Here is a 13,400-nt window from a genome sequence, read left to right as displayed (position 1 = left end):
GAATAATCTGGATCATTTATTCTACCGGATTAGCTTCATTTAGTCGAAGGTCAGCTGCACTTTAGCTGACTGTGTTTTATCTGCGGCCAGCAGAATGGCAGCTTCCGCATTATCAATATTGATTTCAGCGCTGAGCAAAGGAAGCGGGTCGATACGCCCATTTTCCAGCCAGTTAACCGCGGAGAGGAATTCTTTGCCAAAACGGAATGAGCCTTTAAGAGTCAGCTCTTTAGCAACGATATCCATCAGTGGGATCTCGGTAAAACCACGGCTATTTCCAACCTGAATTAATGTCCCGGTAGGGCGGGTTATTTGAATCATCAGTTGGATAGCTGCGGGTACCCCTGAAGCGTCAAAGGCCACGTCAAAATAGCCCTTATTTGCTTTAAAATGAGCAACATTCTTTGCATCAGAAGAGTTTATGGCAATATCTGCCCCCATACTTAATGCTAACTGGCAACTTTTATCGCTGATATCAAATGCCGTCACGGATTCGGCACCACAGGCTTTAGCGACGGCAATAATCAGACAACCTATCGGGCCTGCTCCAGAAACCAGAACATGTTTACCGATAAGCCCGCCAGCAAGATTGACGCTATGGATTGCAACCGCAAGGGGTTCGGCAAATACCATGACCTTGTCGTCAATTTCTGGGTTATAGGGAATACAGCGTTTAATATCGACCGATAAATAGTCTGAAAAACCACCATGGATATGAGGGTTGCGCATCGCGCTGCCCCAGAAGCGCATATCACTACAATGATTCTCATGCCCTTCGAGACAGTAACGGCATTTTTCGCAAGGCAGTGAAGGATTAATAACGATTTTTTGCCCGGGAGTGAGTTTCGAACCCGCAGGAGCATTCACCACTCTTCCTGCAACCTCATGTCCGAGGATCATCGGGTGTTGTAGCGGTAAATCGCCCACGCCGCCGTGATAATAGTAGTGAATATCAGACCCACAGATACCGCCCCGGGTCATTTTTACCAGGACCTTATCATCAGCCACCGGTACAGTAAGAGGTTCTACACTGAGTTGTTGAGTGCCGCTGATATAGCAGGCCCGGCCGGTATATTCTTGCATCATTATTTTCCTGAATTCAAAATAATTTGAGTTGCCTGGAACTGCCCAGGCAACTTTAACTATGGATAGGCTACATAAACCAATTTAACGGCACCATGACGATGTCAGGGAACAGAACTAGCAGGAACAAGACGATGGTTTCCGCCAGAATAAAGGGTAGTACACCGACAATCAGTTTTTCGATGGATATCTTTCCGATACCACTGACGACGTTTAATATTGCCCCTACCGGTGGTGTTAATAATCCTATTGAGACACACATAATAAACAGAACGCCAAAGTATACCGGGTCAATTCCTGCCGTCTTTAAAATAGGGATCAGAATTGGCGTCAGGACCAGTACTGTTGGGGTCAGATCCATTGCGGTACTAATAATCATGATTAATACCATCAGGGTTATTAGCAGCAAGGTCTTGTTGTGCATTATCGGTTCTAAAATATCAATCAACTGACTTGGAATATTGGCTGCGGTAATCAGCCACGCAGATAATGACGCTGCGCACACCAAAAACATAACGATGGAAGTCGTTTTCGCTGAGTTAAGCATCAGCTGGAACAGATCTTTGATTTTAATCTTTTTATAGACAAACATGCCCACTAACAGGGAATAAACTGCGGCGACGACCGCGGCTTCAGTAGGTGAGAATACGCCAAATCTTAAACCACCAATAATAATAACCGGTAAAATCAGGGCCCAGACACCTTCGGCAATAATTTTAAAACGATTTTTCATTGGCACGCGTGGAGATGTCGAGACGTTTTCTGATTTAACACCAAAAAATTTCCACGCCAGTATCAATGACAGCGCCATCAGCATGCCGGGAACAATACCCGCCATAAAGAGTTTAGTAATAGAAACCTGGCCACTTACCCCATAGAGAATCATCGGAATAGACGGCGGCAGAACGGCAGCAATAATGCCGCTGGAACCAATCAATCCACCTGCCCGGTATGGGTTATAACCCGCTTCGCGCATCAGGGGGAGCAACATCGCGGTTAGGGCTGCTGTATCGGCAACAGCAGAACCGGATAAAGCCCCTAATACCAGACCGGTAATAATAACGACGTAACCTAAACCACCTTTAATATGGCCCACACAAACCTGAGCAATATTAATAATTTTTTGTGTAATGCCACCGTGATTCATCAGTTCACCGGCGAGCATAAAGAAAGGTACGGCTAACAGAGGGAAGTTGTTGGCACCATCCCACATATTTTGAATAACAATTTCAGGATCGGTAAATCCTAACCAGAACATTAACGAGATACCGCTTACCATCAAGGCGAAGGCAATAGGAATACCTATCATGATACAGGTTAAAAGGATCCCTACAAAAATTAATAGTGTCATACGCTTAATCTCTTAATTTGCTGAATTATTGATTTTGTTGGGAAATGTTTTTAACCATATCTTCTTCTGGGTTATCGAGCATGGATTGCTCAAGCTCACCATCGCGTACCTTTCCAGTACAGAAGCGAATAAGATTCATAAGAGAATGCAGCATAAACATAAAACCAGAGACGTAGCTGACACCATAAACCAGTATCATACTGATCATCATTACCGGGGATAAGTTATATAATAAAATCTCATGCTGTAAGTAAGTGCCATACAATATATAACCGCCACAGACGAAAGTTAATGCTTGCCTTAAAAACCAGCATACTTTCTTGCCATTTTTGGGGAGGCGTACAATCAAAATATTAACGTTGATATGGGTGTTTTCTTTTAATGCAATGATTGCACCAATAAAGGTAATCCAGACAAATAAGAAGCGTGGTAATTCTTCTGCTACATCTATTGAATCATTGAAGACAAAGCGTAATAAGATATTGGCTGATAACAGGATAAACATTATCGTCATACAAGCAACGAGAATATTATCCAGTACTTTATAGAAAAAACGTTCGAGTATCTTTAGAAATCGCAACATCATATACTCCCTACATAATATCTGAGAATACCACCGTCAGTTAATACTGAAGGTGGTATTAGCTGAATAACACCTTATTGCTGGTTTCAGGATTTCTGATTTGCGTTGGCGCGGACTTTATCTACTTCACCATAGAAGTCAGCGACAAATTGCTCACCAATGATTGGAACAAATTTATCAACCGCAGGTTTTACCGCTGCACGTAATCTGTCGACTTCTGCCGGAGGTAAGGTTTCGACGATGACGCCAGCGTCAGTTAATTGTTGAACCACATTTTTGTCAGCTTCAGTCATCACGCCACGGTGGAACAGTTGGGCTTCTTTTGCTGCTTTATGGACAGCTTCACGATCTTCAGGTGTCATTTTATCCATAAAACGCTTAGAAACCATGATGATACTTGGGGTAAATACATGGTTAGTCACGGTAATGTATTTTTGAACTTCCTGCATTTTGTTGGCATACATATGGATCAGTGGGTTTTCCTGACCGTCAATAACACCGGTTTCCAATGCGGTAAATACTTCGGAGAAGTCCATTGGTAAGGCATTAGCGCCCATATTTTTAAAGGTTTCCAGCGCGATAGGATTCTGCATCACGCGTAGTTTCAGACCTTTAAAATCATCAGCAGAATGAATCGGGTGTTTATTGTTGGATACGTTACGGAATCCGGTTTCAACCCACACCAGACCGACCAGATTAAGTGGCTCTAACAACTTAATAATACGCTCGCCCATTGGCCCGCGGAAAACCGCATCGACTTCTTCCATATTATTAAAAACAAATGGAATATCGAAAGCTTGTAACTCTTTTACGCGACCTGAAATAGGGGCCAGTGAACCGTAATACATTTCCTGAGTACCGGCCTGGGTTGCCCGCAGCATTTTCTCATCACCACCCAGGGTGCCACCGGAGAAAACCTGAACTTTTACACGGCCATCAGTATAGTCGTTGACCAGGCTTGCAAATTTTTCTACCGTTTTGGTTTGAGGATGTTCAGTTGGCATGGAATGGCCAATTTTGCCCACTAAGGGCGCGGCCAGAGCACTGGTACTCAATATCAGCGTGGCTGCCATGCTGAGCATCAGTTTTTTACCGTTTTTAAAAAATGTAGAATGCATAGGGTATTCCTCATAATCGGATAAAAAATAATTAAATCAATGAACTACTTTATGTTTCTGTTATTTTACATCTTACCATTCAGCAACCGCGCCATCAGAGCCGCGCCATACCGGGTTACGCCAGTCAGGCGCATTTTTACTCTTCTCTATCACTAATTCTTCATTGATCTCCACACCTAATCCTGGTTTGTTATTCGGATAGAAGTGGCCATCGGTCATGGCGAAGTCTTCTTTATTAATCACGTAATCCAGTAATTCCGCTCCTTTGTTGTAGTGGATACCCATACTCTGCTCCTGGAGCACAGCATTGCGCGAAATGAAATCAACATGCAGACAAGATGCCAGGGCGATAGGGCCTAACGGGCAGTGAGGAGCGAGACCTATATCGTAAGCCTCGGCCATTGCGGCAATTTTATAGCACTCGGTAATACCGCCTGCGTGTGACAGGTCTGGCTGTACAATGGCCAAACCGCCATCGGCAAAGACACGTTTAAACTCAAAACGTGAATACATACGTTCACCGGCAGCAATCGGAATATGGGTCATATCAGCCAGTACGCGATAGTATTCTGCTTGTTCTGCCAGTACCGGCTCTTCAATAAACAGTGGGCGGTAAGGCTCAAGTTCTTTAATTAATACTTTTGCCATTGGTGCAGAAACACGGCCGTGGAAATCAAGGCCAAATTCAATATCACTTCCAAAGGCTTCGCGGATTTCAGCAACGACCGCCACGGCGCTATCAACTTTCTTCGAGTTATCAATCAGCGCCATCTCTTCGCAACCATTTAACTTAAAGGTATCGAAGCCAATTTCACGCAGCTTATTAATGCTGCTAATTACATCGGATGGGCGATCGCCACCAACCCAGCTATAGGCTTTGATACGGTCCCGGACTAAACCGCCCAGTAGCTGATAAACCGGCACGCCTAATGCTTTACCTTTAATATCCCAGAGAGCCTGATCAATACCCGAGATAGCGCTCATCAGAATCGGACCGCCACGGTAAAAAGCACCGCGATAAAGCGTTTGCCAGATATCATTAATTCTCGCGGGATCCTGACCAATAATATAATGACTTAATTCATGGACAGCGGTTTCAACGGTTCTGGCTTTGCCTTCAATCACCGGTTCACCCCAACCGACAATACCTTCATCAGTTTCAATTTTTAAAAACATCCAGCGTGGCGGCAAACGATAAGTCGTTATTTTGGTAATTTTCATTTTTGCGTATCTCGGTAGGCTTTGATAAAGGCTTCTGCTTGTTGTTGCGTTTTCTCTGGGGTCTGTCCTGCCCGATAGAGGTCTCCGCCTAAACCTGCACCAATACATCCGGCAGCGATATATTGATGAAGGTTATCTGGCGTAATTCCACCGACAGCGAACACCGGAATTTCTTTCGGAAGAACGGCTTTTAATCCCTGTACGTAATCAGGGCCAAAACAATGAGAGGGGAACAGTTTTAAATTTTTGGCTCCCGCAGCAATTGCGCTAAAAGCTTCAGTTGCGGTGGCAAATCCGGGGCAAACTACCATCCCGTAACTGACCGCACGCTTAATAACATCGGGGTTAATATTCGGGGTGACAATAAGCTGGCAGCCGAGCTCAGCTAAGGTATCGACCTGACTGACTTCCAGTACGGTACCCGCGCCAATTAACGCCTTGCTGGAATAAGACTGTACTGCATCACGAATACTGATCTGCCAGTCAGGTGAATTTAGCGGAATTTCGATTGCCTCAAAACCGGCCTCAATTAACGCAGGCAGGTGCTGATGTATTTCTGTCGGTTTGATGCCGCGTAAAATGGCGATCAATGGCAGACGCTGGCTCCAGCTCATTTAAATTCCTCCTACGCGGATAGACTGATTTAATTGCGACATTTGCCGGGCAATGGTTATTGCGCCGATACCGGACAGAGGCTGTCCTTCTTCTTCATCCTGGGAAATAACCTGCCCCTGGAAAAAATCATCATTCTGAATCAGTAGGGCTAATGCCTGACGGAGAATTTTTTTACCGCAAACCACCACATTGACATCCGGGCTAATATTCAGCGCCTGGCTATTTTTAATGGTTAAAATATCGGAATAGAGCACAGCACCGAGCAGATAATTAGCGACCTGATTTTCTGTCGCCTCACTGAACATGGAGAGAATACGCACTAAAAAACAGCTACGTGCGAGGCCGACGTTTTTGCAGGACTCCGCACCACGGAGCAAATATTCTTCATCAAGCTGATGGGCAAACTGATTGCCTAATGATTGCGTCAAAATAGTGTTATTGGTCAGTACTGCCAGTAATTCACCAGCCATAGTGCTGGCACAACCCATTACCTGCTGGTTTTCGTTAACGGCAATAAATTTACTGTGTGTCCCGGGCAGAATAATCAAGGTCTCTTGTTTGAGCTTGAAGTAATGCATGGCACCGATAACTTCTGTTTCTTCTCCACGCATCATATCCATGGCATCGCAATTACTGATATCAATGTGCGAAACGTGGTTTTTGACTCCGGGAATAAACCAGATAGGGAAAGGGCATATTTCAGGAATGATTTTTTGTACCATTCCCTTCGCTAAATCGCCGGAATCAACCGGCGTGGCTAAATGCGGTATTTCACATAAACCAAAATTAGAAGTGATCATTCCGGATGCAACGATAAAAACCGAACTATCCAGTTCTATACCTGCCTGCGATAACGCTTGATTAAGCGCATTTTTAACACCGCGTATCAAGGTCTCGGTACTTCCTGTCAATGCAGTGTCTCGTACACCAATCGCTTCTGACGCTTGTGCAATAACCACATCATTTTGCCATACACGGGCTCTGGTATTGGTGGTGCCAGAATCAATGGTCACAATAGACATACTACTTCCTTACATGTAGATACGGGCTTAAACCTGGAAAGTGAGCTTTTACTCATGCGTTAAATCGGAATGACATTCCATAATCAATATATAGATTTTGAAAACGAACCATAGTTCCATAATTTGTTATTGTGATGTTAATCAAATTAATTTTTTTGATTTAATATAAGTTACTTAAATATCAGTATGTTGAGTTATTTTTACGGTGAGGTGAGATATTTTAAGTATCAGGAATAGGAAGAACTCGCTATCAAGCCTAATATCTTGAATGCTATAATGGTACGGTATTCCATTTTTCAGGGTGTTTGCGAGATGCAAGATAAAGAGAACTCATCCAATATAGATAAAACGCTAACCATCCTTGAAGCGATCAGTGATTCGCAAAAAGGAATCTCTCTGGCCGAGCTGGCAAAATTGACAAAAATACCGAAGACCACCACCTTCCGTATTCTTGAGGCTTTGAGGAATCGCGAGTACGTTGCCTACGAAGAGATGAGCGAACGTTACCTGCTGGACATTAAAGCGCTTGAGCTCGGCATCAAAGGGTTGCTGAACATCAACCTTGTTGATGTTTCTATTCCATATCTAAAAAATCTCTCAGGAGTGACAAACGAAACGTGCTTCCTGGGCGTTTATAATCACGGATATGTTATTTATCTGTATAAAAGCGAAGGGAATATGTCGATTCAGACCAATGCGCGTCTGGGAAGCCGTATGCCTGCTTATTGTACCGGTATTGGTAAGGCGTTACTGGCCCATCAGCCACTCGATGAAATCGACAGAGTATTAAGTCAGCCGCTGGAAAAGATAACCGAAAACTCAATTGTTGACCGAATTGAACTCTATAATACGCTGGCTAAAATTCGTGTTGATGGCTATTCATTTGATAACGAAGAGAACGAGGAGGGGCTGACCTGTGTGGCTCGACCGGTTTTCAATTATACCGGCAAAATTGTTGGTGCAATCAGTGTTGCAGGGCCAACCTATCGAATGAAAAATAAACTAGAAATGGTGATAGCGAATTTACAGAGTATTTGTACCACTATCTCCCGGCAGATGGGCTATATAGACCTGAATAAAAAATTCTGATCGGTTTAACGGGAATGATGCTGAAGATAACTCCAGCATCATCTCTGTTTCTGATTAGTTTTTGATTTATCAATCAAAAACCGTAAGTTACGCCAACACCCACCTGTGGCTGCAAGCGCCAGTCCTTTTCAGTACTTCCCCAGACTTGGTTAGAATATTTAACCTGTATAAAAGAGGATAACTGAAGGTGTTTGTCATATTGATAATTTAAGTTTAATTGCGGTAATGCAAAAAGCGTGTAAGTGCTGCTGTAGTTACCGTTCATCACGGTTGGGCCAAGCCACTCATACATCTGATCGCCAGCAAGGTAGGGATCCCAGCTTCCTTTGTGACCTGATGAAATATACGGGTCAAATCCACCAATGAAATTAAAGGTAAGAGCCGTCTGGTCATTGAAGTTATAGAGTGTATTGGTATAGTTTAACCATGCCATCACCATGAAATAATTGACATTGCTGTAGCTGCTATCATCGCCGCTGACTTGCATTGAACCGTCATACCAGTCTCTGAAAGCATAACCATTCAAGGTAAATGAAAAGTTTTCTGGTAGTTGCCAGTTAGTCAATAGGCCTACAGCCGCTGTGTTGACATGACCTGAATCATATTTTGATTCCCAGCCATAAATATACATCGGTGAAATGGCAAACTGAGTTGCTTTTATAAAACTCGCATCAGGAATATAAGATGAAAAATCAAAAGCTGTACTCAATGTTGAGTAGTTCTGATTAGAGTTAAAGCTATTTTGATTTTCAAAGGCAACGGATGATGACCAGTTAATTTGAGACTGTCCAAGCTGACCATAATTATAGCTAAGAGTGCCTTTCGGCTGACTTAAACGATTATCTTGCTGTTTATCTCCGCCATCATAATGGTACATATTCCATGTTCTGTCCCAGACTAGCTGAAAGTTAATCTCAGGGCTGAAGTTGTAATCCAGCAATAACGATGGATGTGACGTGGATGTTTTGTATCCACCTGAATTACCGTAGAATGTTTGAGTGAAACCGATAGTTCCATTCGGGGTGAATTCTTCAGCTTGAATAGCATAGCTACTTAATAATAATAGAGGTAATAGAATGTTTGAGATTTTCATTGGCTGTTACCGTTGGTTATTATTGGTCGAGGTGCTGGCTGTGTTTTTATAAATAAAAGGTTGAGTTGTCATAAATAAAGTAAATATTAAGTCTGGAGTGATTAATGATAAATGAGCAACACCACTATGCCGTTTTATAGTGGTGTTGCCTGTTACACTAAAACTATCTTAATACCATGGTACGTAATAGTTTCTATTTTATTCTTGGAGTGACTTTAGCTATTTGTGAATTAATCGGGATATTATGACTATTATGTCCCGGCTCCTGGCCATGCAAATCAAATTCGATATTGACCTGTGGTCCAAAGAACAGGCAGTGAGTTGAGCCGCCGAAATGGAACATACCTAACTGATCGCCTTTTTTAACGTGCTGGCCTTCAAAAGCAGTAATTTCGCAGGTTGAAACTTCTGCCATACCAATAGCCATCACACACATTAAGCCGATATCCGGGTTATCTGCTTCAATAAATATCAGGCCGCGCGTTGCAATCTCTGCAATGTAAGCCTGGGAAAGGTCAGGGCCTGCGGCATCACGGCCTGCGGCAAGAGACTGAGAATAATAGGTACCATCAATCATGCGTGTTTTGACAATGCGTCCAGATACCGGTGAATGCCAGCGGTGGTAGCTGAGTGCGCTCAGAAATGCCTGGTAAATGGTTCCGCCTACAAACTGAGGAACAAAGGGATCGTTATCCATCATAAATTGCAGCGCATAGGGTTGAGCTTTAATCCAGAATTTGTCGCGTAGCTGGATATTTTTCGCAATACGATACGGGGCAGATTCACAGGCATTAGTGATAATTGCATCGTTATCAGGTTCTGCAATCGGGCGAGCACCTTCACGCAACTGGCGAGTAAAGAAGTCATCCCAGGAGTTAAATCCATAGTGTGGCAATTCGGGTTCGCACTGGAAGTCCTGTACGAAGGTTGGCATGGCTTTTAAAGCATCACTGCCGAACCAGCCTTTTTTAGGGTCATCACTCAATACATAAGCACTTTCTGGGGAGCGCAGGAACTTAGACCATTCATTCAAGATAGCTTTTAAATGTACATTCACTTTGTCGTCTAAAAATCCTGCCCAGCCGCCTTCAGTCGCCATTGACCAGTCAAAAATAGCATTAAACGGGCAGCCGACTAATCCGGTTTCGTCGAAGTCAGGAGCATGGGTCATAATCACATTCATCATCTGTAGCATATGATGATAGTCACGAACTTGTGGCAGTCCACCCGGCGACTGCGGCTTATCTCTTGCGACCTGATCAAACATTTGATTAAAAAACATATATGCTTTCGGATCGGATTCAATAAAGTTTTTGAAATTTTCAATGCTCGGTAGCAGAGGCTCATTACTTTTCTCTGCTTTTGACATAATACGTAATAGCCATTCAGTCAGGGTTTTTTGATCTGATGGCATCCATTTGCCGATGGTAAAGGTTTTGTCGCAAGGTTTTAATTGTGTGCTCATGATAGACCTCTGAATATTAAATTTATTATTTACTGTTTATCGTAAAAATGAGTCAGATTATTCCATTACAGCTAAGGCTGTACCGGTTGCTCTTGTTTTTCTGTTGTTATTGGTTTACTCACATCATTTGCCTGATTTGTATTTAACTGGCTGGATGTGTAGCGTCCAAAGATTACCCAACCTGCAAATGTCACCAGTGAACCATATACCAGCGCTTCGCTACCTGAACTGTAGATGGCATAGAATGTATAGGCATTTGCAAGGAAGCAAATAACACCAATCATGACAAGTTTAGAGTGACTAATTTTTCCTTGTTTGTATTCATCGGACGATTTAATGATTGTTGAACAAGCGGACATTGACAGAATATAAGGAATCAAATCAATGACGACGGAGAAATCAACGATGACATTAAATTCATGGCTAAAGCTTGGCGTAACAGACATCAATAAGAATATGGACTGGATGATACAGATGATGATCATGCCAATAACCGGTGCGCCACGCTTAGTTATTTTGCCAAATATTTTATAGAAATAACCGACATCAGCGCAGGATTTGAATACCTGACCGGTGGTGAACTGCCAGGTAAGTAATGAACCCAGGCAGGCGATACACATTAACAGTTCAATAGTTTTACCCGTGAAACTGCCAAACATATGGGTGTAAACCAGGCCAAATGGTGCTGATGAATTTGCCAGTTCCTGGTAAGGGATCATTCCACCAATCACTGCGGTAGACAGAATATAAATAACGGCTGTAAACAGCGTGCCAGCCAGTACTGCGATGGGTACCGCTTTTTCTGGATTTTCTACGGCATCGGAGTTAGCACTCGCTGACTCAAGACCTAAGAATGCCCACATAGTCAGTGCCAGAGCCTGCGGTAAAGCATCAAAGAAGCCAAGATTATGCGGGTTCCATCCGGCAACATAGATATCACTTTCAAACCAGAACCAGCCGAAAATAATAATACCGACAACCGGAATAATAACGCCCCATACGGTCACGGAGCCGATACGTCCGGTAATATTAGAACTCCAGAAGTTAGGTAGAGTTGTCAGCCAGATAAACAACATGGTCCAGAGTGCGGTTGCAATGCCACCGATTTCAATTTCAAAGAATTTACAGAAATAACCCACTGCGGAAATAGCGACACCGACGTTAGCAATAACAATAGCTATCGCATAGGTATAGTTTGCCAGCATATTTCCCGAGCGGCCGAAGGAGTATTGAGCATATCCCCCCATGCCACCTATATTTTTACTGTATCTGCCACATTTCGCAAAACCATAGGCTAACGCCATTGCACCCATAGAGGTTAAAATCCATGAGAAAATGGTAATGTTACCTACACCCGCGAGCTGAGATGGAAGCATAATAATGCCGGACCCTATCATGTTAACCACGGTAATGATAGTGAGCTGCAATGTGCCCATCTTATGTTTCTGGGAGATTGCCATATTATCCTCTTCAAGATAATTGATAATATAAATATTAAGAAGAGCCATGCGTGCATAAATGAATATGCAACGTCTTTATGACGATTGAAAATCACTGATATAAATAATCCAGATGTAGAGTTTACTCAGCTTTATCAAACCGCATGGCATAGATTAATTTTTTTTATTTTATATGTTAATTAATTATCATGGTGTTGTTCAGATTCTACCGCTCGGTATCTGCTGGGTAATACAATGAATATTACCGCCACCTAATAGAATTTCCCGGCTGTTAACGCCGACAATCTTATGGTCAGGAAATGCCTCCTGAATTACGGCGATTGCCTGAGCATCTGTTTTAGGATCAAACTGTGGAAATATTACTCGACCATTGGTTACCAGGTAATTAACGTAAGAGCCTGCCAGACGTTGACCTGCTGCGCGGTTCATCCCCGGACTTGGCTGAATAGAGCTGGCTTCTTCTTCAGTAATATAAAGCGGACCTGGTTGAGGAAGTTTACGTACCAGTAATTTTCTTCCTCTGGCATCGGTTTCATTTTCAAGAACTTCGAGCGCTTTTTTCGAACGGCTGTACTGCGGATCTGTTTCATCATCAGTCCAGGTCAGTACCAGTTCACCCGGAGCCGTAAAGCAGCACATATTATCGATATGACCGGAGGTTTCATCTTCAAAGACACCATAAGGCAGCCAGATAACTTTATCGATATTCAGATAATCTCTTAAGTAATCTTCAATCTGCTGTTTTGTCAGGGCCGGGTTACGGTCAGGATTAAGGTGTACTTCCTCAGTCGCGATACAGGTACCGTCACCATCGACGTGAATACCACCACCCTCTACCACCAGCGGAGCCTGATAACGTTTAAAACCATGATGTGCGAGAACCTGGGGTGCAACTTGCTCGTCCTGATCCCATGGATTATACAAACCGCCTTTGACGCCACCCCATGCGGTGAAAATCCAGTCCACGCCGCGACGTTCGCCTTTTTCATTAATCACAATTGTCGGGCCACAGTCGCGGATCCAGGCATCGTCACTTTCCATCGGAACGATAGTCACCGTTGAGGGTAAAATGCGTTTTGCCTGATCAAGATGGGCATGCGGAACACCAATAAATACCGGTGTGGCTACACTAATTGCCTCGGCAACGGCAGCATAGTTTTTCTGTGCAGGTCTGGCATCTTCACGCCAGTTATCGTTACGGTACGGCCATAACATCCAGACTGCTTCATGAGATTTCCATTCGGCTGGCATCCAGAAGCCATCATTTCCGGGACGAGAAGACAGGGTTGTTGAGTTCATC

The 13,400-nt window shown here is 43.4% G+C and carries 12 protein-coding genes; 1 reads left to right on the top strand and 11 read right to left on the bottom strand.

Translation table 11 applies throughout. The features are described from left to right. Window positions 1–39: 39 nt before the first annotated feature. From M2387_RS13960 to M2387_RS13930, 7 genes are all read right to left on the bottom strand, one after another. Entirely contained in the window at window positions 40–1,086 is a 1,047-nt protein-coding gene (locus tag M2387_RS13960; protein ID WP_259050246.1) for a zinc-binding dehydrogenase, read from the bottom strand. Between the two features lie 67 nt (window positions 1,087–1,153). Beyond that, entirely contained in the window at window positions 1,154–2,434 is a 1,281-nt protein-coding gene (locus M2387_RS13955) for a TRAP transporter large permease (protein WP_259050245.1), read from the bottom strand. Window positions 2,435–2,459: 25 nt separating this feature from the next. Further along, a complete protein-coding gene (locus M2387_RS13950; RefSeq protein WP_259050242.1) occupies window positions 2,460–3,020 on the bottom strand; it encodes a TRAP transporter small permease in 561 nt (186 codons plus the stop codon). Between the two features lie 83 nt (window positions 3,021–3,103). After that, window positions 3,104–4,135 carry a TRAP transporter substrate-binding protein gene (locus M2387_RS13945; protein WP_259050241.1) on the bottom strand — a complete coding sequence of 344 codons (1,032 nt, stop codon included), beginning with the start codon at window positions 4,133–4,135 and terminating at the stop codon, window positions 3,104–3,106. Between the two features lie 72 nt (window positions 4,136–4,207). Further along, complete coding sequence (gene dgoD, locus M2387_RS13940) at window positions 4,208–5,356, bottom strand: galactonate dehydratase (protein WP_259050240.1); 1,149 nt, start codon at window positions 5,354–5,356, stop codon at window positions 4,208–4,210. Further along, window positions 5,353–5,970, bottom strand: coding sequence for a 2-dehydro-3-deoxy-6-phosphogalactonate aldolase (locus M2387_RS13935; protein ID WP_259050238.1), 618 nt, complete (start codon window positions 5,968–5,970; stop codon window positions 5,353–5,355). The genes dgoD and M2387_RS13935 overlap by 4 nt, the downstream gene beginning before the upstream one ends. After that, window positions 5,971–6,993 carry a 2-dehydro-3-deoxygalactonokinase gene (locus M2387_RS13930; protein ID WP_259050237.1) on the bottom strand — a complete coding sequence of 341 codons (1,023 nt, stop codon included), beginning with the start codon at window positions 6,991–6,993 and terminating at the stop codon, window positions 5,971–5,973. It abuts the gene before it with no gap. Between the two features lie 312 nt (window positions 6,994–7,305). Between M2387_RS13930 and M2387_RS13925 the strand changes: the two genes are divergently transcribed. Continuing rightward, a complete protein-coding gene (locus tag M2387_RS13925; RefSeq protein ID WP_259050234.1) occupies window positions 7,306–8,082 on the top strand; it encodes an IclR family transcriptional regulator in 777 nt (258 codons plus the stop codon). Window positions 8,083–8,155: 73 nt separating this feature from the next. Here M2387_RS13925 and M2387_RS13920 read toward each other — a convergent pair whose 3' ends face one another. The 4 genes from M2387_RS13920 to aguA all read right to left on the bottom strand — a co-directional run bounded on the left by M2387_RS13920 (window position 8,156) and on the right by aguA (window position 13,399). Beyond that, window positions 8,156–9,175: a FomA family porin-like outer membrane protein gene (locus M2387_RS13920; RefSeq protein ID WP_259050233.1), complete on the bottom strand. Its 1,020-nt coding sequence runs from the start codon at window positions 9,173–9,175 to the stop codon at window positions 8,156–8,158. A gap of 193 nt (window positions 9,176–9,368) precedes the next feature. Next, window positions 9,369–10,640, bottom strand: a complete 1,272-nt coding sequence (locus tag M2387_RS13915) for a phosphatidylserine decarboxylase family protein (RefSeq protein WP_259050232.1) — start codon at window positions 10,638–10,640, stop codon at window positions 9,369–9,371. A gap of 71 nt (window positions 10,641–10,711) precedes the next feature. Continuing rightward, window positions 10,712–12,100 carry a putrescine-ornithine antiporter gene (gene potE / locus M2387_RS13910; RefSeq protein ID WP_259050226.1) on the bottom strand — a complete coding sequence of 463 codons (1,389 nt, stop codon included), beginning with the start codon at window positions 12,098–12,100 and terminating at the stop codon, window positions 10,712–10,714. A gap of 198 nt (window positions 12,101–12,298) precedes the next feature. Then, window positions 12,299–13,399 (bottom strand): agmatine deiminase, encoded by a 1,101-nt coding sequence (gene aguA, locus M2387_RS13905; RefSeq protein ID WP_259050225.1) that lies wholly within the window; start codon window positions 13,397–13,399, stop codon window positions 12,299–12,301. Between the last annotated feature and the right edge of the window lies 1 nt (window position 13,400).

Origin of the sequence: Klebsiella sp. BIGb0407 (assembly GCF_024807845.1) — a bacterium.
Lineage (GTDB): Bacteria > Pseudomonadota > Gammaproteobacteria > Enterobacterales > Enterobacteriaceae > JGM124.
Note: the sequence above shows the minus strand (reverse complement) of the source record. Positions and strands in the feature narration are given on the sequence as shown.